The sequence below is a fragment of the Marinovum sedimenti genome, from assembly GCF_054052205.1.
Map to the genome: position 1 here is coordinate 3,133,733 of NZ_CM133223.1, position 22,522 is coordinate 3,156,254.

The following is a 22,522-nucleotide window of genomic DNA, read 5'->3' on the forward strand; positions in this document are numbered from 1 at the left end:
GCCAGGCCAGGCACACAAAGAGCCTGTAAATCGGCAATGCCGGTGACGTCATGAAAATTTACAGGTCCTTGGCTAAAATGCGCAGTTCGAATTTTTGAATCTTGCCGGTCGAAGTCTTCGGCAACTCCTGAAATACGATCTTTTTCGGCGTCTTGAAACCGGCAAGTTTGCTGCGGGCAAAGGCAATGATCTCGGCCTCGCTCACATCGTGCCCGGCCTTCAGCTCGACAAAGGCGCAGGGCACTTCGCCCCACTTTTCGTCCGGCTTGGCCACCACCGCCGCGAGCGACACAGCCTCATGCGCCATCAGACAGTTTTCCACCTCGACAGACGAGATATTTTCGCCACCCGAAATGATGATGTCCTTGGCGCGGTCGGCGATCTGAATATAGCTGTCGGGGTGCTGAATGGCGAGGTCGCCAGAGTGGAAATAGCCGCCCTTGAAGGCCTCCTGCGTCGCCTCGGGGTTCTTGAAATACCCTTTCATCACCGCATTGCCACGAAACATGATCTCGCCCTGATGGCCGCTGTCCATCGGCACTTGGCCCATGTTTTCGGCGTCCATCACCGTGATATGCTCCATCATCGGCATCGCCACGCCTTGCCGCGCCTTGATCGCCGCCCGGTCTTCGCCCGCCAGGTCGCCCCAGTCATCTTCGCGCCAGACGCATTCGGTCGAGGGGCCATAGGTCTCGGTCAGGCCGTAAACCTGGGTGATGTTAAACCCCATCGGCTCGATCTTGGCGAGGGTCGCGGGGGCAGGGGGCGCGCCTGCGGTCAGCACCTCAACGGTGTGGTCAAATTGGCGGCGCTCAGAGTCAGGCGCGTTGATCAGCAGGTTAAGCACGATGGGCGCGCCGCCAAAATGCGTGGCCCCTTCGTCGGCAATCGCGTCGAAAATCGCCTTGGCGGTGATGTCGCGGCACGACACCAGCGTGCCGCCGACCACCGGCATCATCCACGTATGACACCAGCCGTTGCAGTGAAATTGCGGCACGATGGTAAGGTATTTTGGATAGAGCACCATGCGCCAGGAAATCGGCTGCGCCATGGCAATAAGATAGGCACCGCGGTGATGATAGACCACGCCCTTGGGCCGCCCGGTGGTGCCAGAGGTATAGTTAAGCGCGATGCTCTCCCACTCATCCTCGGGCAGGATCCACGCGAAATCGGGGTCGCCGGTGGCAAGAAAATCCTCATATTCCATGTGCTTGCCACTGGCGGGGAAGCCGGCGTGGGTATCCGCCACCTCGATGATCGTCGGCGCTGGCCCCTCCATTCGGCGGGTCGCCTCGGTCACGACAGGCAGGAACTGCGGATCCACCAGCGCCACCTTGGCCTCGCCGTGATCAAGGATATAGGCGATGGTATCGGGATCAAGCCGGGTGTTGATGGTGTTAAGCACCGCGCCACAGGCGGGAATGCCGAAATGCGCCTCGGCCTGCGCCGGGATATTGGGCAGCACCGTCGCCACCACATCGCCGGGCACCACGCCCGCCTGCGCCAAAGCCGAAGCCAACCGCGAACACCGCGCGTAATAGTCGGCATAGGTCTTGCGATGCGGGCCATAGACCACGGCCAGCCGCTCGGGAAAGATGCGCGCCGCGCGGATCAACATCGACAGCGGTGTGAGCGGAACAAAGTTTGCCGGGGTCCGGTCCAGACCGGTTTCATCCTTGAGCCAGCCCATCACAATCTCCCGTTTTCAATCACATAATGTCGTTATAGGGCAAGACAGCGCACCCGCAAGATGATCGGTAGGGCCATGAGCACAACAATACTACAAACCCGCCCGATGGCGGCGGCTGCCTCGATGCTGGGCGCAATGGCCGTGATCGGGGTGATCGACAACGCGGTGCCGCTGATCGCGGGCGAAATCGGCATATGGCAGTTCTATACCTGGCGCATGGTGCTGGCGCTGCCGGTGGTCATCTTGGCGGCGCGTCTGGGGCTGGGGGCGTTGACCCCGCGCAGGCTTTGGGCGGTGGTGTTGCGCGGCGCGCTGCTGTCGACCTCGATGCTGTTCTACTTCGGCGCGCTCTCGGTGATGCCGATTGCCCAAGCGCTCTCGGGCCTGTTCACCTCGCCGGTGTTTGTGCTGGTGATCACCGCTTTGGCCCTGCGCCAGCCCATCGGGCCGTGGCGCGTTTTGGCGGTAAGCATGGGCTTCGTCGGCATCCTTGTGGTGCTCAGCCCCGATCCCGCCAGCCTCAGCCTCGCGACCTTTTTGCCGGTGTTTGGCGGGCTGTTTTATGCCTTGGGCGCGATTGCCACCCGCACGGTCTGCGCGGGTGAGGATGTGATGGCGATGCTGTTTGCGATGTTCGTGATCCAGGGGATCATCGGCGTGTCGGGATTGGCGGGCGTCGCCCTGTGGCAGCCCGACGTTGCCCCCGGTGCCGCAGGTTTCGTGACGCGCGGCTGGGTCTGGCCGATGTCGCCGCTGGTGCATCTGCTGGTGTTGATCCAGGCGGTGTTTTCGGTGCTCGGCGTCGGGCTGTTGACCCGCGCCTATGCGCTTGGCGATGCCTCTTATGTGGCGGTGTTTGAATATTCGGTGTTCATCTTCGGCCCGCTCGCCGCCTTTGTAATGTTCGGCCATACGGTGGGCTGGAACGAGGTTGCGGGCATCACCCTGATCGCTGGCGCCGGGTTGGTGATTGTCTGGCGTCTGCGCAAAGAGTAGCGTCGCGCCATGATCATTTCCCGCGGGCGGCGCTATATCTTTGTCCACATCCCCAAGACCGGCGGCACCGCGATGGCGCTGGCGCTTGAAGCGCGCGCCAAGGCCGACGACATCCTGATTGGCGACACGCCCAAGGCGGTCAAACGCCGGCACCGGTTAAAGACCCTCGAGGCGCGGGGCCGGCTGTGGAAACATGCGACGCTGGCGGATATCGACGGTGTGGTGAGCGGGGCTGAGCTTGACGATTTCCAGATTTTCACCCTCGTGCGCAACCCGTGGGACCGGGTTGTGAGCTACTACCACTGGCTGCGCACGCAAAGCTTTGACCACCCCGCCGTGGGTCTTGCCCAGCATCTGAGCTTTGCCGATTTCCTGCGCGAGGCCACGGTCCAGAACAGCCTGCGCGCCACCCCCGCCGCGCGCTATGTCACCGACGCGCGGGGCCGCGAGCGCACTGCGCTGTTCCTCCGGCTCGAGCATCTGGCCGAAGATATTGCCCCGCTGGAAACCCATCTTGGCTTTGCGCTCGACTTGCCGCATGCCAACCGGTCGAACCGCAGCGCCGATCACCGCGGGTATTATGACACCGAAACCGCCGCGATTGTCGCCGAGATCTGCGCCAAAGACATCGCCCGCTTCGGCTATACCTTCTGACTTACGCCGCCCCGCCAGATTGCCGCGCGGCAGCAAAGCCTGTTGTCAACAAACCCCTCTTTCCTTTACACGCAGAGCGACGTGGCATCCGCCTGCATCGCCACTGCGATGACGAGCCGTAAACCAGCGCCGGGATCTGTGCATTGACCGATAAGACAGAGAAGAAACCGGGCAACAAGGATTCACAGCTTATCCTGCGGCTCGACAAATCCGAGCGTGATGAATTTGTGGCGCTGTGCAAAGAACTCGACACCACCGCCGCGCGCGAAATCCGGCTGTTTATCCGCAAGTTCACCAAGAAAAAGCGCAAGAAGGGCTGATCACGCCCCCGCTCCGGCCTCTGCCGTAGGCCGGGCTTCAGCCCGGCACTGCGTTCAAAACCCGCCCCGCCACCGCATCAAGCCGCGCCACAACCTCCGGGTCTCGCTTCTCAGGTGCGGTTAGGATCGCATAGTCCAACGCCCGGTCACAGCCATGCGGGCAGGGGGCACGCGCGGCCCCCAGAAGCGCAGGCAACCGCGCCACCAGCCCGCGCGCCTTATCGGCATTGCCCATCAGCGTGGCGATAATCTGCGTCACATCCACCTCGCCATGGTCGGGATGCCAGCTGTCGTAATCGGTGATCATCGCCACCGAGGCGTAACAAAGCTCGGCCTCGCGCGCGAGTTTGGCCTCGGGCATATTGGTCATGCCAATCACATCCGCGCCCCAGCTTTCGCGGTACATCTTGGATTCCGCCAAGGTCGAAAACTGTGGCCCCTCCATCGCGAGGTACGTGCCGCCGCGATGCACGCTGATGCCCGCGTCGCGCGCCGCGGTTTCACAGGCGTCCGAGAGCCGGGCACAGGTCGGATGCGCCACGCTCACATGCGCCACACATCCGGTGCCGAAAAAGCTTTTCTCGCGGGCGAACGTCCGGTCAATGAACTGATCGACGATGACAAAATCACCCGGCGCCATCTCTTCGCGAAACGAGCCACAGGCCGAGACCGAGATCACATCCGTCACCCCCAGCCGCTTTAACGCGTCGATATTGGCGCGGTACGGCACGGTGGTGGGTGAATGCACATGGCCGCGCCCGTGACGCGGCAGAAACGCCATCTTTACGCCGCCCAGCGTGCCAGTCAGAATCTGATCCGACGGCGTGCCAAACGTACTCTCGACCGTGACCCACTGTGCGCCTTCAAGCCCGTCAATGTCGTAAATCCCCGACCCGCCGATCACCCCGATCATCGTCTCTGTCATCCCTGCCTCCGCTGCTGCTCCAGCGCCCAACCTTAGAGCGGCACGACCCAGGCGCAAGGTCACGCAGGCCCCGATCTGTCAACAAATCAGCACCGATCCATTGATGGATCGGCCCCCGCCGACAAAACCGCGCGTCAAACCCGTGGCCAATCGTCCCGAACTGGCCCGACATAGGGGCACCGGGGTGGCAATCTGGCGCGATGCGCTCTATAGCGCTAACACCAAAAACATCAAAATTCAGGATCCGCTCGATGAAACGCGCTTTGCTGGCCTCGTTTGCCAAGGGCTCCGCCATGCCCGACCTCCGTTGGATGCCCGATGAGGGGCTGTCTGTCGGGCGGATAAGGATTGAACTGCTCTCCGGCCTCACCGTGGCCCTGGCCCTTGTGCCCGAAGCCGTCGCCTTTGCCTTTGTCGCGGGCGTGCACCCGCTGGTCGGGCTCTATGCCGCCTTCCTCGTCGGGTTGATTACCGCGCTGATCGGCGGACGGCCCGGCATGATCTCGGGCGCAACCGGCGCTCTGGCCGTGGTGATGGTGGCTTTGGTCGCGCAACACGGGGTCGAGTATCTCTTTGCCACCGTCGTCCTGATGGGTCTGCTCCAGATCTTTGCCGGGGCGATGCAGTGGGGCAAGTTCATCCGACTCGTGCCCCATCCGGTGATGCTGGGCTTTGTCAACGGGCTGGCGATTGTGATCTTCCTCGCCCAGATGACCCAATTCAAGGTGCCGGGCACCGCCGAGGCCACCGGCCACGGCACCACCGGCGGCGAATGGCTGACCGGGCTGCCACTGGCCACCATGCTGGGGCTGGTCGCGCTGACCATGGCGATCATCTGGGCCATGCCCAAGGTCACCAAGCTCATCCCCGCGCCGCTGGCCGGGATCGGCATTGTCGCCGGCATCGTCATCGCCTTTGGCATTGATGTGCCCCGCGTCGGCGATATGGCCTCGATCCAGGGCGGCTTGCCCGCGTTCCACATCCCGACCGTGCCGCTCACCTTTGAAACCCTTGAAATCATTCTGCCTTACGCGGTGATCCTTGCCGCCATCGGCCTGATCGAAAGCCTGCTGACGCTCAACCTTGTTGGCGAAATCACCAACAAACGCGGCGGTGCCAGCCAGGAATGTATCGCCCAAGGTGTGGCCAACACCGTGACCGGCTTCTTTGGCGGCATGGGCGGCTGCGCGATGATCGGCCAGTCGATGATCAACGTCAAATCCGGCGGCCGCACCCGTGTCGCGGCCATCGCGGCGGCGCTGTTCCTGCTGATCTTCATCCTCTTCGCCTCGCCCATCATCGAGCTGATCCCGCTCGCCGCGCTGGTCGGTGTGATGTTCATGGTGGTGATCGGCACCTTCGCCTGGAACTCGCTCACCATCCTGCGCAAAGTCCCGAAAATGGACGCGTTCGTCATCCTGCTGGTGACGGCTGTGACGGTCTACGAAGACCTCGCGGTGGCCGTTGTCGTCGGCGTGATCGTCTCGGCGCTGGCCTATTCCTGGAACAACGCCCGCCGCATCAGCGCCCGCACCCGCCAATCGGTGTCTGACCTTGGCGCACGGGTGTATGAAATCCGCGGCCCGCTGTTCTTTGGCTCCTCCGATGGCTTTGTCGAGCTGTTCGACGTCGACGGCGACCCCGAAACCGTGATCGTTGATTTTGCCGAAAGCCGGGTGGTCGACCAATCCGCGCTGCAAGCGATCGAGAACATTGCCGGCAAATATGAGGCCGCCGGCAAGCAGATCAAACTGCGCCACCTCAGCCGCGATTGCCACCAGTTGCTGACCAAAGCCGGCCACCTGATGGTCGACAGCGACGATGACCCCGATTACGAACTGGCGGTCGATTACAACGTGCGCACCGGCATTCTCGGCGGGCACTGAGCCCACAAAAAAGGCCCCGATCCATCAATGGATCGGAGCCGATCTGTTGACAGATCGGGGGCCGCGCGCCCCCGATTTGCGTTTAGCCCAGCTGCACCAGAGCGTGCCGTTTCTTGCCCGCCGACAGCTTGATCGGCGAGGCCAGTGCGCCCGCATCAATCATCAGCCCGCTGTCGCTCAGCTGCGCATCATCAATCCGTGCACCGCCCTCAGAAATCAGCCGCTTGGCTTCCTTGCTCGATTTTGCGAGTCCCGATTTCACAAACAGTGAAATTGCACTGATTTGAAATTCGTGGGGTCCTCTTGAAAGAGAGCTAATAAATTGGTTCCTCTCGGTAAGCGACATTCTCTGCAAGAAACTTTCATTTGCTCCAATCCAAATGAAGTCACTCATCGTCAGTGTCAGCGTCGGCAGGTCATCCCCAACACCGCCCTTTTCAAACACCTCCCGCGCCGTGGCTTCAGCGTTGGCCGCTGCATCAGCCCCGTGGCACAGGGTCGTGACAGCATTGGCCAGCACGATCTTGGCCTCGTTGATCTCCGATCCCTCCAGCGCGCCAAGACGGTCGCATTCGGCCACGTCAATCTCGGTATAAAGCTTGAGGAACCGGCCCACATCGGCATCGGTTGAATTGCGCCAGAACTGCCAGAACTCATAGGGCGACAGCATATCGGCATTCAGCCACATCGCGCCGCCTTGGCTCTTGCCCATCTTGCGGCCATCCGAAGTGGTCAAAAGCGGCGAGGTCAACCCATAGATCTCATGATCCAGCACCCGGCGCGTCAGGTCGATGCCGTTGATGATGTTGCCCCATTGATCCGATCCGCCCATCTGCAACACACAGCCATAGCGGCGGTTGAGTTCAAGGAAATCATAGGCTTGCAGGATCATATAGTTGAATTCGAGGAACGAAAGCGATTGCTCGCGGTCGAGCCGGGACTTCACCGATTCAAACGCCAGCATCCGGTTTACGGAAAAGTGCCGCCCGATGTCGCGCAGGAATTCGAGGTAGTTCAGCCCGTCGAGCCACTCGGCATTGTTCAGCATCAGAGCCGCATTATCCTGCGCCGCGTCGCCCTCACCATAGTCGAGATACTTGGCAAACACCTGCTGCATCCCGGCAATATTCGCGTCAATCTGCTCCGGCCCCAGCAAGGGCCGTTCATCCGAACGGAACGACGGATCGCCCACCTTGGTGGTGCCGCCGCCCATCAGGGTGATCGGCTTATGGCCGGTCTTTTGCAGCCAGCGCAGCATCATGATGTTCAGCAAATGCCCGACATGCAGCGATTTCGCCGTGGCATCATAGCCGATATAGGCCGTCACCATGCCCTGGGACAAGGCGTCGTCCAGCCCCTGATAATCGGTGCAATCGGCCAGATAGCCGCGCTCGATCATGACATGCATGAAGTCCGATTTGGGATGGTAGGTCATGGGGTCACTCCGATAAGGTCGCTGCAAGGCTATAAAGGCCAAGAACCAAGAGGAAAAGGGCATGTTGCAGTCAGGCATGGTGACAGCGCTGGGGGCCATGTCGGGCACATCGCTCGACGGGGTGGATGCGGCAGTGATCCGCACCGATGGCGTGACAATCGAACGCTTTGGCGACAGCCGCTATCGCCCCTATTGCGATGCGGAGCGCGCGACCCTGCGCGCCGCCCTTGGCCTTTGGCCCGGCGCGGATCTGGGGGCCGCCTCCGAGGTGGTGCAACGCGCCCACGCCGAGGCGCTGTCCGGCTTCGACGGCATCGATCTTGTCGGCTTCCACGGCCAGACCCTCGCGCATGAGCCGGGCGGGCGCGGCACCCATCAATTGGGCGATGGCGCAGCCCTGTCCGAGGCGCTTGATCTGCCGGTGGTCTGGGATTTCCGCTCGTCGGATGTGCAATTGGGCGGGCAGGGCGCGCCCTTGGCCCCGTTCTTTCACTTCGCCTGCGCCAAGTGGATCGGCGCCACGGCCCCCATCGCTTTCCTCAATCTCGGCGGCGTCGGCAATATCACCTGGGTCGATCCCACGCGCCCCGGACCCGAGGCCGAAGGCGCTTTGCTCGCGTTCGACACCGGCCCGGCCAATGCGCCGCTGAACGACCTGATGCAGGAACGCCGCGGTCTGCCCTATGACGAAAACGGCGCGCTGTCGCGGCAAGGTGCAGTGGTTGACGGTGCGCTCGAGCTGTTTCTCGACGAAGGCTATTTCCTGAAGATCCCGCCGAAGTCTCTGGATCGCAACGATTTCTCCCTGATGCTCGATCTTGTGCGTGAACTCGACGATGCCGATGCCGCCGCCACCATGTGCGCGATGGCCGCCAGCGCGGTGATGCGCGGGATGGAGCATTGCCCGACTCCGCCCAAGGCGCTTTATGTCACCGGCGGCGGGCGGCATAATCCGGTGATGATGCAGATGCTTGGCGTGTCGCTCGACTGCCCGGTTGCCCCGGTCGAAGACGTGGGCCTTGATGGCGATATGCTCGAGGCGCAGGCTTTCGGCTATCTCGCGGTGCGCGTCGCGCGCGGCCTGCCAACCTCATCGCCAAGCACAACCGGCGTGCGTGCCCTTGTCGGCGGAGGCGAGATTTCGCGGCCGGGCGAGGCCTGAAACGCGAGAAACGATGCGAAGCCGCGTCTCGTTGGGCCGCGGTACTTCCACAAACCGGCATCAAATTTCAAAGCACGGAGTAAAGGCCGCAGGCCGCCGTGCCATCGCCGACCCGCCCCACGGGGAGGCGATATGGTGAGGACGGTGTTACGGTCCGATTTCCTACGGATTTGGCAGGCATAAAGTGCCTCCAACACCCGTCAGATCGCCACCCCACGGTTCGGCGATCCCACGGCTTGCACCAAGATTAGGAAGCCCCGCCGCGTATCGCCGTGCCGGGGGGCGGCCCGGCGATACGCGGCGGCCTGCGGCCTTGAGTCCGCATGGCGTTTCCACAAACCGGCATCAAATTTCACAGCACGGAGCCAAGGCCGCAGGCCGCCGTGCCATCGCCGACCCGCCCCACGGGGAGGCGATATTGTGAGGCCAGCGCCACGGTCCGACCTTCTACGGATTTGGCAGGCATAAAGTGCCTCCAACACCCGTCACATCGCCACCCCACGGCTCGGCGATCCCACGGCTTGCACCTAGATCAGCTAACCAGCGCCAAACCTCACTCCCCCGGACGTTTCAGCGAAAACACCTCGCGGATCACTGAATAATCGCGATACCCCAGCCGGGTCAGCGGATTGAACCGGGTCACGTCAAACTGCCCGTCCACCACACAATCATCGCGCAGATGCACGCCAACCACCTCACCAAGCACCAGAAAATTCGACGCCCCCTCCAGCTTTACAATCTGCGTCATCCGGCATTCCAGTGACGCCGGACTGTCCGCCACCCGCGAACAGGCAATCGTCTCACACTCCGCGCGCGCAATCCCTGCCTTGCCAAACTCATCCACCTCGCGCGGCCACGGCCCCGAACTCACGTTCATCACATCGCGCTGCTCATACGCCACCACGTTCACACAAAACACACCGGTTTCGCGGATATTGGCGACGCTGTCCTTGGTATCGCCCCGATCCTCTTTCGCCGAGGTCGAGGAAAACATCACCTGTGGCGGCACATACGCCACCGCATTGAAAAACGAATAGGGGGCCAAATTGTCCTGCCCATCCGCCCCCCGCGTCGAGATCCAGCCAATCGGCCGGGGGGTGACAACTGCGTTGAACGGGTTATGTGGCAAACCGTGACCATCTTCGGGCCGATAGAACATCGCGTATTCCTTTGACTTTACGGCATACCTAGCCCCGTGCTAACCGCGTTTCCACCCCAACCGAGGCAAGGACCGCCGCTTTGATCCGACTGCGCAAGGAAATGCCCGAAGACTGGTGGGAAGTTGAGGCGCTTTATGACCTCTGCTTTGCCCCCGGTCGCACCGCGCTCAGCTCGTATCGGCTGCGCGAGGATGTGCCCCCCGTTGCGGGCCTGTCGCGGGTGGCCGAAGATGATCTTGGCATCATCGGCGGCGCGATCCGCTTTTGGCCGGTGCATGTGGGCGACTGGGATGCGCTGCTGCTTGGCCCGGTCGCGGTCCACCCCACCCGTCAGGGCGAAGGTCTGGGCGCGGCGCTGATCCGCGATGCATTGGCACGCGGGGCCGAGCTGGGCTGGACGCGGGTGCTGCTGGTGGGCGATGCGCCGTATTACAACCGCTTCGGCTTTCACAAGGTTGACGATGTGATCATGCCGCCCCCCACCAACCCCGACCGGGTGCTGGGCCATGACCTGATCGAAAACGCATGGGTTGGCGTGACCGGTGAAGTCTCTCGCTGGACCGGACCCTAAACCCGGCTCTAGATTTTGGCCCTTGATTTTGGCCCCAAAAGCCCAATGTAAATTTGGGCAACATGAGGCACGCCATGACCGGAACCGATCTGATCTCGCAAACCGCTGACGTCACACTCGACGCACTCGCCCTGCGCTATCGCAAGGCCGGGGGTGTCGGGCTGCAAGTGCTCAATCTCGTGGGCACCCAAGCGGAAAACCTGCTGGAACGGCTGCCCAACGCAGTCAAACAGCGGCTTGAGGCCGCCACCGAACGCGCCCTCGGCATCGCACTTGACGCCGCTGGCCAAAGCCGCGCGCGGGTGGGCGATGCGCCGGGCTGGCTTAACCGCGCGGCGACCACGGCGATGGGGGCGGCGGGCGGCTTTGGCGGCTTGCCCTCGGCGCTGGCCGAGCTGCCGGTGACCACAACCGTGCTGTTGCGCGCGATCCAAGGCATTGCCGCCGAGCATGGTTTTGACCCCGACGACCCCGAGATTCGCGCCGAATGCCTGCAGGTCTTTGCCTCCGCTGGCCCGCTTGAACATGACGACGGCGCCAACATGGCCTTCCTGTCCTCGCGCGTCACCCTCACCGGTGCCACGGTCCACGGCGTGATCGCCAAGGTCGCCCCGCGCCTTGCGACAGTCCTCGGCCAGAAACTCGCCGCCCAAGCGGTGCCGGTGGTCGGCGCAATCGCCGGCGCCGCAACGAATTTCGCCTACACCAGCTATTACCAAGAGATGGCGCAGGTGCATTTCGGCCTCAAACGGCTGTCGATCGACGAAAGCCTGCCGCGCGATGTGCTGATCGACGCCCTGCGCCAAAGACTGGCGCAACCGCCGCGCAAAGTATGAAGGTTAACGTCGCCGTGAATTGAAATCTGCCGCGAAATGAGGCAAGCTGCCGCCATAGAAACGACGGCGAGTCTGGGCCAGCCCGGACGTGAATGAGCGCCGCGCACATGAGGGCAGTCCATGAAACAGGTGATCTTTGCTATCGCCATCGCCGCCGCAACGGCGCCGATTTTGGCAAGCTACGCATCCGCAGGCCCGATCAGCCGTGCCTGCATGACCGGCGGGCGCAAGGCCGCGAACTCCGGCCTCTGCAACTGTATCCAGAACGTGGCCGACGCGGCGTTGTCGCGCTCTGACCAACGCTTGGCGGCCAAGTTTTTCCGCGATCCGCATATGGCGCAGGAAATTCGCCAATCCGACCGCGCCAGCCACGAATCTTTCTGGAAGCGCTACAAGGATTTCGGCTCGCGTGCCGAACAAAACTGCCGCGGCCGCTAAGCCCCTAATCTCGATTTAAAACGCTCCGGCCGATGCAGCCATCCGCCGGGGCGTTTGTCCTGCGGGCTTGATCAAAACCGCTGATACATTCACAAACGACAAAACTGTCGAGAGGATGGATCATGCTGGCCAAAGGCGTCACATTGCGCGGATTGCAGGTGTTCGAGGCGCTGGCCCAGAGCGGCTCTGTCGCCCAAGCGGCGCGCATCACCGGGCTGAGCCAACCTGCGGTCAGCCAGCAAATGCGCAATCTCGAAACCGCGCTTGGTGCTGATTTGGTCGATCACGCCCGCCGCCCAATGCAGCTTACCCCCGCTGGCCGCTCGTTCCTCGTGCGCACCGAAACCGTACTGGCGCAGCTCAGATTGGCGCAAAGCGAGCTGACGGTGATGGACCTCGCGCATCTCTCGACGCTCAATCTCGGCATGATCGACGACTTCGACAATGACCTGACACCCCGCCTTGCCACAATCCTTGCCGAGAGCCTGACGCGCTGCCGGTTCAAGCTGATCTCAGCCCCGAGCCATGAAATCAGCACCGCGCTGCGCGAACAGCGCCTGCATATCGCCGTCGCGGCATCAACCGGGGAAGTGATTGAAAACGTAACGGAATACCATCTGGTGCGCGATCCCTTCATCCTCGTCACCCCGCGCGGCATCGACGGCACCGCCGACGAGGTGATCGAGCAACTTCCGATGCTGCGCTATGATCCCGAACAGATGATCGGGCGTCAGATCGAGGCCCAACTGTCGCGCCTCAAGCTGGAGTTTCCCGGCCGTTTCGAGATCGGTTCACATCTGTCGCTGATGACACTGGTGGCGCGCGGCATGGGCTGGGCGATCACCACGCCGCTGGGCTACATGCGCTCGGCGCGCATCCACAGCGAGCTTGTCGCGCACCCGCTGCCCTTTGCGCCGTTGTCGCGCACCATCTCGCTGTTCGCCAGCCCCGACTGGGCCGATCAGGTCCCGCTTGAAATCGCCCGCACCGTGCGGCGGCTGGTGCAGGATTTGATGATCGCCCCCGCACACAGCCAACTGCCGTGGCTCCAAGATCAGCTCCGCGTGATCGAGGAATGACCCCGCAGTTTCGAAAAAACTGAAAGTAGCCGCGCGCTTAAGCGTCTAGAAACGCCCGCACCGAAGCCTCGAATTCGCGCGGCTTCTCGGCATGAAGCCAATGCCCGGCCCCCGCCAATTTGGCAAAGCGCGCTTTCGGAAAATACCCACGAATGGCGCCGCGATGCTCGGGCAGCACGTAATCCGACGTCGCCCCCGACAAAAACAGCGCCGGCCCCTCGAACTGCCCCGAAACCTCAGGAAAGCCGACAATTTTAGGCATTTCCGCCTTCAGCACCGCAAGATTAAGCTTCCAACGCTGGTTCGCCACGTCCAACGACTGGGTGAAAAAGCTTTGCAACACCGGATCGTCAACATGTTTGGCAAGCTGTTCCACCGCCTCCGCGCGCTTGCTCACCCGGCCCAGATCCACCGCCTGCATCGCCTCGATATACTGGGTCTGATCGTGGGAATAGCCCACCGGCGCAATATCCCCGACGACCAATTTCCGCACCATTTCAGGGTGTTGCAGCCCCAGCACCATCGCCGCCTTGCCGCCCATCGAGTGGCCCACCACATCGGCGCGCCCGCCAAGCCCGGCAATCACCTCGGCCAGATCAGCGGCCATTTCGGGATAGGAGTGGCCGTCGCGCCACGGGCTATCGCCGTGATTGCGCTGATCGACGGTCACAACATGGCGGCTGTCGGCCAGCCGCTTGGCGATCACGCCCCAATTGCGCGCCGAGCCGTACAGCCCGTGAACGATGACAAGCGGCGTGCCGCCGGGGGTGCCGTGAGAAATTTGATTAAGCATAGCCCAGAGTTAGCGCGGCGGCGCGGGCTGGGAAACCGCGAAATGCACATTAAGCTTGAGAACATGCACCATCTTGCCCCCAAGGCGCTGCCCGATTATGACGACCCCAGAGGTACACCGGTGATTGACGCAAAAAATATCGAGACTCGCAAAGCCGATTTGGCCACGCTCATGGGCGAACAGCTTCGTGTGGGCGGCGTCACGCTAGAGCAAAAACTGAGGCGGGCAGGGCGGTTACTGCCGCGTTGGGCCCGGCGGGATGCCCAGCGGTTTGTCCAGGCCAGCCAGATGGCCGCGCACCCGAAACTGTCGCGCCAGATTGACGGCAAGGCGCTCGATACCGCGCAGGCGCGGCTCACGCGCTATCTTACCGCGCTCGACCCCGATGAGCGGCGAACAACGGCGCGTTTGCGGCTGGCCGGGGAAATCGTGCTCAAACTGCTGATCATCGCGGCGACGTTTGTCATGGTCATGCGCTGGCAAGGCTTTGTTTAACGGCGCGTTTTCACTGCGCGCAACTGCCCTCCAACGCTGAAATCTCCATGGCACAGACCTGGGCAACCTCGGTCGAATTGGCCTGTCCGATGGTGGCAGCGGTGGCCAAAAACCCCAGCGCAATAAAGCCGGCGGTGATGATCGGTGGGATGTAATAGGGCCGTTTCATGGTGTCTCCTGTTGCATCGTACAAGAGTGATACGCACGAACAGTCGATTCCGTTGCATGAAAACTAGATAAAATGCGAAAGGCCCGGAGATCTCCGGGCCTTGTACACGTTTTGTTAAGCGCTCTGAGGCTAGGCTTCAGAGATCCGGATAGATCGGGAAGCGTTTGCACAGCGCTTCCACCTCGGCCTTGACCTTCGCTTCAACTGCGGCGTTGGCCTCTTCACCGTTGGCGGCCAGCCCGTCGACCACTTCGATGATCCAATCCGCGATCTGGCGGAATTCATCCTCACCAAAGCCGCGCGTGGTACCCGCAGGCGAACCCAGACGAATGCCCGATGTGATGGTCGGTTTTTCCGGATCAAACGGCACGCCGTTTTTGTTACAGGTGATATGGGCGCGGCCCAGCGCCTTTTCAGTCGCATTGCCCTTCACGTTTTTGGGGCGCAGGTCAACCAGCACCACATGCGTGTCGGTGCCGTGGGTCACGGTGTCGAGCCCGCCTTTGATCAGCTGATCCGAAAGCGCCTGCGCGTTCTTGATCACTTGCTGCGCATAGGTTTTGAACTCGGGGCGCAGCGCCTCGCCAAAGGCCACGGCTTTGCCGGCGATCACATGCATCAGGGGGCCGCCCTGAATGCCTGGGAAAATGGCGGAGTTGACCTTTTTGGCGATGGTCTCGTCGTTGGTCAGGATCATGCCGCCGCGCGGGCCGCGCAGGGTTTTATGCGTTGTGGTGGTGGCCACATGTGCATGCGGGAAGGGCGAGGGGTGCTCGCCCGCTGCCACCAGACCGGCGAAATGCGCCATGTCGACGTGCAGATAGGCACCGACCATATCGGCAATCTCGCGCATGCGGGCAAAGTCGATCTGGCGCGGAATGGCAGAGCCACCGGCGATGATCATCTTGGGCTGGTGCTCTTTCGCCAGCGCTTCAACCTGCTCGTAATCCAGCATGTTGTCTTCTTTGCGCACGCCGTATTGCACCGCGTTGAACCATTTGCCCGATTGGTTGGGCTTGGCACCGTGGGTCAGGTGGCCACCGGCATCGAGCGACATGCCAAGGATGGTGTCGCCGGGCTGGATCAGCGCCTGAAACACACCTTGGTTGGCCTGCGACCCGGAGTTCGGCTGAACATTGGCAAACTCACAGCCGAACAGCTGTTTCGCCCGGTCGATGGCAAGGTTTTCCGCCACATCGACCCAGTCGCAGCCGCCATAATAGCGCCGCCCCGGATAGCCTTCGGCATATTTGTTGGTCAGCACCGAGCCCTGCGCCTCAAGCACCGCGCGCGATACGATGTTCTCAGAGGCGATCAGCTCGATCTCATCGCGCTGACGGCCCAGTTCGCCGGTGATCGCGCCGAACAGTTCGGGGTCACGGTCGGCGAGGGGCTGAGAGAAAAATCCGGACTCTTTGACGGATGCGGTCATGGGCTGGCTCCTTGGGCAAGCATTTTGGCAAGCAGGTCTTGGCGCGTTTCCTAGTGCAATCTGCGGGCAACGGAAAGCCGGGAAAGCGACACAGAGCCGTTCGCGTGCGGCACCGCTGGCCTTGTCGGGGAACTTGTGGTTGTTTCGGAAACGCGACGGCCCAAAAAGGAACCCTGCCATGACGCTGAGAATCGCCTTTTGTGCCTCCAATGCGCCGATAGCGCAGTCCGCCAAGGCGTCTTTGACGGCGCGGTTTGGCGATCATAACGAGCAGGGGGCCGATATCATCGTGGCTCTGGGTGGCGATGGTTTCATGTTGCAGACCCTGCACCGGACCGAGGCCAACCCGGCGCCGGTCTATGGCATGAATCGCGGCACCGTCGGCTTTCTGATGAACGCCTACAGCGATCAGGGGCTGATCGAACGGCTTAACGCGGCGGTGGAAGAGGTGATTAATCCGCTGTCGATGGACGCGACCTGCACCGACGGCACGCTGCACCACGCGCTGGCGATCAACGAGGTTTCGCTGTTGCGCGCGGGGCCGCAAGCGGCTCGCCTGCGAATCTCGGTCGATGGGCGCGTGCGGATGCCGGAACTGGTTTGCGATGGCGCGCTGCTGGCCACGCCCGCCGGCTCCACCGCCTACAACTTTTCCGCCCACGGCCCGATTCTTCCGATTGGCGCGGATGTGCTGGCGCTGACCGCGATGGCCGCCTTTCGCCCCCGCCGCTGGCGCGGTGCGTTACTGCCGAAAACGGCGGTTGTGCGCTTCGAAGTGCTCGATCCCGACAAACGCCCGGTCATGGCCGAAGCCGATGCGCGCGCGGTGCAAAACGTGGTGCAGGTCGATATCCGATCCGAGCCCGCCACCGCCCACCGCATCCTGTTCGATCCCGGCCATGGGCTGGAAGAACGGCTGATCCGCGAACAATTTGTCTAAAATTACTGCGCCCGTTCGGCCAGCTTGTCAGGGTCCGTCAGGATCAGCTCGCGCCCATCGCGGCGCAGCATGCCCTCGGTCTCCCAGCTGCGGATCTGCCGGTTCACCGTCTCGCGGGTCAGCCCGGCCATATCGCCCAGATCCGACTGTGACACCGACGGCGTCAACCGATAACCGCCGGTTTCCTCAATCCCCCAGCGATCAAACAGACCCACCAAAACCTTGGCCAACCGCGTGCCGCCATCGGCCATCGACAGGTCGGCCAGCGCCTCGGTGGTGGCCTGAAGCTTGCGGCACAGATCGGCAATCAGCCCCAGCGTTGTCTTCGGGTGCTGCGTCAGAAAGCTAAGCAACTGCGTCCGGTGCAGCATACGCCCGGTCACATCATTGGTGGCAATCGCGTCCGCCGTGCGGTCACTGTCAAGCAGCACCGCCATCTCGCCCACCGAATCGCCCGGCCCCAAATGCGCCACGATCGACCGGTTCCCCGCCGCCGACGTCAGCGAAATCTCGACCCGGCCAGTTTCGATCAGCATCAGCGTCTCGCCCACGCTGCCTTTGGCGAAAATCACCTTGCCGCCCTGAAAGTGACAGGGCTTGGACACCGCCAAAAGAGCGGTGCGTTCCTGGGGGCTCAGAGCGCCTAGAATTAGGCTGTCACGCCGGGCAATATCACGGAATTTCAATGTCATAGGGTCAGGCCGGGGGCTGCTTTGGGCGATAAAAGCCCGTCTCGGTTCAAGGGTACACCCAACGGCCCGACAACAAAATAGCTTCGGCGTCGAATTACCGACTTGGAATGTGACCGGCATCACAGAGTTTCAAGTGGAAACCAGAGTACCAGTGTCTTGCGTTCGTCGGGGCCGGTGTCTCACAATAGATATCAAAACCTTTTTCCTCTCGGGTCTGATGGATGCGCACCCCTTCCGGGTGTGGGTATTATTGCCACGTTCGGATTGGTCGTGTGGCGGGTGAACGAGTGAGTGACGTTTGCCTATCCACGCGACCGCTAGCACTGTGATCTCGCCGCGCGCATTAGCGCAGTCCAAGGTGAGATCACGATGCCAACGCAGGTCTGCAAAGATCGTAGCCGCCCGGTTCGCACCGGGCGGCTGATCTTTTTGGTGGCTTTATTTAGCGTAACCAATGGTTTGCAGCGCTGTCTGGATTTCGTCCAGAACCGCCGGATCATCGATGGTTGCCGGCATTTTATAGCTTTCGCTGTCGGCAATCTTAACCATGGTCGCCCGCAAAATCTTGCCCGAGCGTGTCTTGGGCAGACGGTCCACCACCAGCGCCAGCTTGAACGCCGCCACCGGCCCGATCTTGTCGCGCACCAGTTTGACCACCTCGGCCACCACCTCCGACGTGTCGCGCCCAGCACCCGCGTTCAGGCACAAGAACCCCACCGGAAGCTGCCCCTTAAGCTGATCCGTTACCCCGATCACCGCGCATTCGGCCACATCCGGGTGGCTCGCCAGCACCTCTTCCATGCCGCCAGTCGACAGGCGGTGCCCGGCCACGTTGATCACGTCATCGGTGCGCGCCATGATGTAAAGGTATCCGTCCTCGTCGATCATCCCGGCGTCGCCAGTCTCGTAATAACCTGGGAACGTTGTCAAATAGCTTTTGCGAAACCGATCCTCGGCGTTCCAAAGCGTGGGCAAGGTCCCCGGCGGCAGCGGCAGTTTGACGGCAATCGCCCCCAGCTCCCCACGCGGCATTTCGCGCCCGCCTTCGTCGAGAATCTGCACGTCATAGCCCGGCATCACCACCGACGGCGAGCCAAGCTTGACCGGCAATTCCTCGATCCCGAGCGGGTTGGCGGCGATGGCATAGCCGGTTTCGGTCTGCCACCAATGGTCGATCACCGGCACGCCAAGCTTTTCCTGCGCCCAGGTGATGGTGTCGGGATCGGCCCTCTCACCCGCCAGATACACCGCCTTAAGCGCCGACAGATCGTAATCCTTGATCAGTTCGCCCTTCGGATCTTCACGTTTCACCGCCCGAAACGCGGTCGGCGCGGTGAAGAAACTTTTGACCCCATGATCCTGAATAACCCGCCAAAATGTGCCCGCATCCGGCGTGCCCACCGGCTTGCCCTCAAACACAATCGTGGTGTTGCCGTGGATCAGCGGCCCGTAACAAATATAGCTGTGCCCAACGACCCAGCCGACATCCGACGCCGCCCAAAACACATCGCCGGGGTCGACATTATAGACGTTTTTCATCGTCCAATTCAGCGCAACCAGATGGCCGCCGGTGTGGCGCACCACGCCCTTGGGCGCGCCGGTGGTGCCGGATGTATACAGCACATAGGCCGGGTGATTGCCCTCAACCGGCACACACTCCGCCGGTTCCACGCTCTCCTGCACGTCGTTCCAGTCGAAATCGCGGCCTGCAACAAGGCTGGCAACCTCTTGTTCTCGCTGGAAGATTACACAGAAGTCGGGCTTGTGGCTGGCAATCTCAATCGCCCCGTCCACCAGCGGTTTGTATTTCACCACGCGCCCCGGCTCGAGCCCGCAAGACGCCGCAATAATCGCCTTGGGCGTGGCGTCATCGATCCGCACCGCCAGCTCATTGGCGGCAAACCCGCCAAACACCACCGAATGCACCGCGCCCAACCGGGCACAGGCCAGCATCGCTTCCAGCGCCTCGGGCACCATCGGCATATAGATGATCACCCGGTCGCCCTTTTCGATGCCCTTGTTGCGCAAAGCCCCCGCCAGCCGCGCCACGCGGGTCTGCATCTCGGCAAAGGTCAGCTTGGTTAATGTGCCGGTGATCGGGCTGTCATGAATGATCGCCACCTGATCGCCGCGCCCCGCCGCGACATGGCGGTCAATCGCGTTCCAGCAGGTGTTAATCTTGCCGTCGGCGAACCATTCATAAAGCCCGTCGCCCTTGTCAAACAGCGCCTTCGATGGGGCCTCATCCCAGTCAACGGCCTGCGCCGCCTCCATCCAAAAGGCTTCGGGATCGGTCTTCCAACTGTCGTAGACGTCCTTGTATGCCATGGTATCCTCCTCCGGCAGGTTGGAATTTGGATACGAAAGCCGATGGGCTTGGGGCAAGCGGCTTGGCGCTATCAGCGTCAGATTATCGCAATGCGTTTGCAGAATTCACAAAACTAAACTGCAAATTGTTGCAAACCCCGCAAAATTTGCTTGTTTTCGGTGAATCCCGGCAGGGTTTGCAAAGTTTTCGCCGGGGCGCGTGGCCCCGGCAAAGAATCATCTGGCTCAGCCGTAGTTCGACACCGGTGTGCCCGCGACCGCCGCCATATTCAGCAGCCCGCGCGCGGTAATCCCCGGCGTCACCACATGCGCCCGGTTGCCCATGCCCATCAGGATCGGCCCAACTTCCAGCCCGCCGGCCTTCATCTTAAGGATATTGCGCACCCCCGAGGCCGCATCGGCATGGCCAAAGATCAGCACATTCGCCGCGCCTTCCAGCCGCCCACCGGGCAGAATGCGGTCGCGCAGATCGGGGTCAAGCGCCGCATCGACGTTCATCTCGCCCTCATATTGGAAGTCGGTGCCCGCCGCATCCAGCAGCTTGATCGCTGCCCGCAGCCGCTTGCCCGACCCCTCGCTTTGGTTGCCAAACTGCGATTGCGAGCAAAAGGCAACCCGTGGCTCGACGCCAAAGCGCCTTGCATGACGCGCCGCGCCAATCGCCACCTCGGCCAGTTCCTCGGGCGAGGGCAGGGACCAAACATGCGTATCGGCCAGAAACAGTGGCCCGTCTTCCAGGATCATCATCGACAGCGCGCCATGCGGCGCATGGCGTTCGCTGCCAAGGATCTGTTCAACGTAATTCAAATGCCAGCGATATTCTCCGATGGTGCCGCAGATCATACTGTCGGCCTCACCCCGGTGCACCATCACCGCGCCAATCGCGGTGGAATTGGTCCGCATCACCGCGCGCGCCACATCCGGCGTCACCCCGCGCCGGGCCATAATCTCATGATACGTGCCCCAATAATCGCGGTACCGCGGATCATTTTCCGGGTTCACAATCTCAAAATCGCGCCCCTGCCGGATGTTAAGCCCGTGGCGTTCGCAGCGTTGGTCAATCACCTCGGGGCGGCCAATCAAGATCGGCTTTTCGGTGGTCTCTTCGAGCACAGCCTGCGCCGCGCGCAACACCCGTTCATCCTCGCCCTCGGCAAAGACAATCCTGCGGCTCGCCGTCGCCGCCGATTGAAACACTGGCCGCATCAACAGCGCCGATTTGAACACGCTCGCGTTCAGCTTATGGCGATAGGCCTGCATATCCTCGATCGGCCGCATCGCCACGCCGGTGTCCATCGCGGCCTTGGCCACAGCGCTCGACACCACCGCGGAAAGGCGCGGATCAAACGGCTTGGGGATAAGGTAATCCGGCCCAAACGTCAGATCTTCGCCCTGATATGCCGCCGCCGCCTCGGCGCTGGTGGTCTCGCGCGCCAGAGCCGCAATCCCCTCGATACAGGCGATCTGCATCTCGTCGTTGATCTCGGTCGCGCCGACATCCAGCGCCCCCCGAAAGATAAACGGAAAACACAGCACGTTGTTGACCTGATTGGGAAAATCGCTGCGCCCGGTGGCAATAATCGCCCCCGGCTGCACCGCACGCGCCAGTTCGGGCATGATTTCCGGCGTCGGATTGGCCAGCGCGAAAATGATCGGGTTGTCGGCCATTTTCGCCGCCATTTCCGGCTTCAAAACGCCCGGCCCAGACAGCCCCAGGAACATATCGGCCCCGTCAATCACCTCGTCGAGCGTCCGCTTGTCGGTCTTCTGCGCAAAGCACGCCTTCTGGTCGGTCATCTCTTCGGTGCGGCCCTCATAGACCACGCCTTTGATGTCGCACAGCCAGACATTCTCGCGTTTCACCCCCAGTTTCAGCAGCATATTAAGGCAGGCAATCCCCGCCGCGCCGCCGCCGGTGCTGACAATCTTGATGTCCTCAAATTTCTTGCCCGCCACATGCAGCGCATTGGTCGCCGCAGCACCCACAACAATCGCCGTACCGTGCTGGTCGTCGTGAAACACCGGGATGTTCATCCGCTCGCGGCACAGTTTTTCAACGACAAAGCAGTCGGGGGCCTTAATATCTTCAAGGTTGATCGCGCCAAAAGTCGGCTCGAGCGCACAGACGATATCGGCCAGTTTTTCGGGGTCGGTCTCGTTCACCTCGATGTCAAAGCAGTCGATATTGGCGAATTTCTTGAACAGAACCGCCTTGCCTTCCATCACCGGTTTCGACGCCAGCGCGCCGATATTGCCAAGCCCCAAAACCGCCGTGCCGTTCGACACCACCGCCACCAGATTGCCGCGCGCAGTGTATCGGGCGGCGTTGGTCGCGTCCTTGACGATCTCCAAACAGGCCTCGGCCACACCGGGCGAATAGGCGCGCGCAAGGTCGCGGCCATTGGCCAGCGGCTTGGTCGCCCGGACCTCCAGCTTCCCCGGTTTGGGGTATTCATGATAGAAAAGGGCTGCCTCGCGCAACGTTTCCTGTGCCTTGCTGTCGGTCATTGTCTCCACCCCT

At 62.0% G+C, this 22,522-nt stretch carries 21 protein-coding genes; 11 read left to right on the plus strand and 10 right to left on the minus strand.

Features of this window, described 5'->3' with window-relative positions; translation table 11 throughout:
• Window positions 1–58 precede the first annotated feature (58 nt).
• Window positions 59–1,690, minus strand: a complete 1,632-nt coding sequence (locus ACW9UO_RS15000) for an AMP-binding protein (protein WP_457086576.1) — start codon at window positions 1,688–1,690, stop codon at window positions 59–61.
• A 75-nt stretch (window positions 1,691–1,765) separates the two neighbouring features.
• Here ACW9UO_RS15000 and ACW9UO_RS15005 point away from each other — a divergent pair, with 75 nt between their 5' ends.
• The 3 genes from ACW9UO_RS15005 to ACW9UO_RS15015 all read left to right on the plus strand — a co-directional run bounded on the left by ACW9UO_RS15005 (window position 1,766) and on the right by ACW9UO_RS15015 (window position 3,660).
• Window positions 1,766–2,686 carry a DMT family transporter gene (locus ACW9UO_RS15005; RefSeq protein WP_457086577.1) on the plus strand — a complete coding sequence of 307 codons (921 nt, stop codon included), beginning with the start codon at window positions 1,766–1,768 and terminating at the stop codon, window positions 2,684–2,686.
• A gap of 9 nt (window positions 2,687–2,695) precedes the next feature.
• Window positions 2,696–3,340, plus strand: a complete 645-nt coding sequence (locus tag ACW9UO_RS15010; RefSeq protein WP_457086578.1) for a sulfotransferase family 2 domain-containing protein — start codon at window positions 2,696–2,698, stop codon at window positions 3,338–3,340.
• A gap of 143 nt (window positions 3,341–3,483) precedes the next feature.
• A complete protein-coding gene (locus ACW9UO_RS15015; RefSeq protein ID WP_457086579.1) occupies window positions 3,484–3,660 on the plus strand; it encodes a hypothetical protein in 177 nt (58 codons plus the stop codon).
• Window positions 3,661–3,697: 37 nt separating this feature from the next.
• Here the strand turns inward: ACW9UO_RS15015 and ACW9UO_RS15020 are convergent, their stop codons facing one another.
• Window positions 3,698–4,585 carry an S-methyl-5'-thioadenosine phosphorylase gene (locus tag ACW9UO_RS15020; RefSeq protein WP_457086580.1) on the minus strand — a complete coding sequence of 296 codons (888 nt, stop codon included), beginning with the start codon at window positions 4,583–4,585 and terminating at the stop codon, window positions 3,698–3,700.
• A gap of 251 nt (window positions 4,586–4,836) precedes the next feature.
• Between ACW9UO_RS15020 and ACW9UO_RS15025 the strand changes: the two genes are divergently transcribed.
• Window positions 4,837–6,471 carry a SulP family inorganic anion transporter gene (locus ACW9UO_RS15025; protein WP_457086581.1) on the plus strand — a complete coding sequence of 545 codons (1,635 nt, stop codon included), beginning with the start codon at window positions 4,837–4,839 and terminating at the stop codon, window positions 6,469–6,471.
• Between the two features lie 82 nt (window positions 6,472–6,553).
• On the opposite strand, the gene tyrS is transcribed toward ACW9UO_RS15025, so the two are convergent.
• On the minus strand, window positions 6,554–7,906 hold the full coding sequence (tyrS, locus tag ACW9UO_RS15030; RefSeq protein WP_457086582.1) for a tyrosine--tRNA ligase: 1,353 nt from the start codon (window positions 7,904–7,906) through the stop codon (window positions 6,554–6,556).
• A gap of 61 nt (window positions 7,907–7,967) precedes the next feature.
• On the opposite strand from tyrS, the gene ACW9UO_RS15035 reads away from it, so the two are divergent.
• Window positions 7,968–9,068: an anhydro-N-acetylmuramic acid kinase gene (locus ACW9UO_RS15035; RefSeq protein WP_457086583.1), complete on the plus strand. Its 1,101-nt coding sequence runs from the start codon at window positions 7,968–7,970 to the stop codon at window positions 9,066–9,068.
• Between the two features lie 553 nt (window positions 9,069–9,621).
• On the opposite strand, the gene ACW9UO_RS15040 is transcribed toward ACW9UO_RS15035, so the two are convergent.
• A complete protein-coding gene (locus tag ACW9UO_RS15040; RefSeq protein ID WP_457086584.1) occupies window positions 9,622–10,227 on the minus strand; it encodes a flavin reductase family protein in 606 nt (201 codons plus the stop codon).
• Between the two features lie 101 nt (window positions 10,228–10,328).
• Here ACW9UO_RS15040 and ACW9UO_RS15045 point away from each other — a divergent pair, with 101 nt between their 5' ends.
• From ACW9UO_RS15045 to ACW9UO_RS15060, 4 genes are all read left to right on the plus strand, one after another.
• Window positions 10,329–10,799, plus strand: coding sequence for a GNAT family N-acetyltransferase (locus ACW9UO_RS15045; protein ID WP_457088672.1), 471 nt, complete (start codon window positions 10,329–10,331; stop codon window positions 10,797–10,799).
• Window positions 10,800–10,873: 74 nt separating this feature from the next.
• Entirely contained in the window at window positions 10,874–11,635 is a 762-nt protein-coding gene (locus ACW9UO_RS15050; RefSeq protein ID WP_457086585.1) for an EcsC family protein, read from the plus strand.
• A 120-nt stretch (window positions 11,636–11,755) separates the two neighbouring features.
• Window positions 11,756–12,073 carry a hypothetical protein gene (locus tag ACW9UO_RS15055; protein ID WP_457086586.1) on the plus strand — a complete coding sequence of 106 codons (318 nt, stop codon included), beginning with the start codon at window positions 11,756–11,758 and terminating at the stop codon, window positions 12,071–12,073.
• Between the two features lie 122 nt (window positions 12,074–12,195).
• Entirely contained in the window at window positions 12,196–13,152 is a 957-nt protein-coding gene (locus ACW9UO_RS15060) for a LysR family transcriptional regulator (protein WP_457086587.1), read from the plus strand.
• A gap of 37 nt (window positions 13,153–13,189) precedes the next feature.
• Here the strand turns inward: ACW9UO_RS15060 and ACW9UO_RS15065 are convergent, their stop codons facing one another.
• Complete coding sequence (locus tag ACW9UO_RS15065) at window positions 13,190–13,945, minus strand: alpha/beta fold hydrolase (RefSeq protein WP_457086588.1); 756 nt, start codon at window positions 13,943–13,945, stop codon at window positions 13,190–13,192.
• Window positions 13,946–13,987: 42 nt separating this feature from the next.
• Here ACW9UO_RS15065 and ACW9UO_RS15070 point away from each other — a divergent pair, with 42 nt between their 5' ends.
• Window positions 13,988–14,440 (plus strand): hypothetical protein, encoded by a 453-nt coding sequence (locus ACW9UO_RS15070; RefSeq protein ID WP_457086589.1) that lies wholly within the window; start codon window positions 13,988–13,990, stop codon window positions 14,438–14,440.
• A 10-nt stretch (window positions 14,441–14,450) separates the two neighbouring features.
• Here the strand turns inward: ACW9UO_RS15070 and ACW9UO_RS15075 are convergent, their stop codons facing one another.
• Window positions 14,451–14,609: a hypothetical protein gene (locus tag ACW9UO_RS15075; protein WP_457086590.1), complete on the minus strand. Its 159-nt coding sequence runs from the start codon at window positions 14,607–14,609 to the stop codon at window positions 14,451–14,453.
• 136 nt (window positions 14,610–14,745) lie between these two features.
• Window positions 14,746–16,041 (minus strand): serine hydroxymethyltransferase, encoded by a 1,296-nt coding sequence (gene glyA / locus ACW9UO_RS15080; protein ID WP_457086591.1) that lies wholly within the window; start codon window positions 16,039–16,041, stop codon window positions 14,746–14,748.
• Between the two features lie 178 nt (window positions 16,042–16,219).
• Between glyA and ACW9UO_RS15085 the strand changes: the two genes are divergently transcribed.
• Window positions 16,220–16,981, plus strand: a complete 762-nt coding sequence (locus ACW9UO_RS15085; RefSeq protein ID WP_457086592.1) for an NAD kinase — start codon at window positions 16,220–16,222, stop codon at window positions 16,979–16,981.
• A gap of 2 nt (window positions 16,982–16,983) precedes the next feature.
• Here the strand turns inward: ACW9UO_RS15085 and ACW9UO_RS15090 are convergent, their stop codons facing one another.
• From ACW9UO_RS15090 to ACW9UO_RS15100, 3 genes are all read right to left on the minus strand, one after another.
• Window positions 16,984–17,673 (minus strand): Crp/Fnr family transcriptional regulator, encoded by a 690-nt coding sequence (locus ACW9UO_RS15090; RefSeq protein WP_457086593.1) that lies wholly within the window; start codon window positions 17,671–17,673, stop codon window positions 16,984–16,986.
• Between the two features lie 438 nt (window positions 17,674–18,111).
• Window positions 18,112–20,001 (minus strand): propionate-CoA ligase PrpE, encoded by a 1,890-nt coding sequence (gene prpE, locus ACW9UO_RS15095; protein WP_457086594.1) that lies wholly within the window; start codon window positions 19,999–20,001, stop codon window positions 18,112–18,114.
• A 225-nt stretch (window positions 20,002–20,226) separates the two neighbouring features.
• Window positions 20,227–22,509: an NADP-dependent malic enzyme gene (locus ACW9UO_RS15100; RefSeq protein WP_457086595.1), complete on the minus strand. Its 2,283-nt coding sequence runs from the start codon at window positions 22,507–22,509 to the stop codon at window positions 20,227–20,229.
• Between the last annotated feature and the right edge of the window lie 13 nt (window positions 22,510–22,522).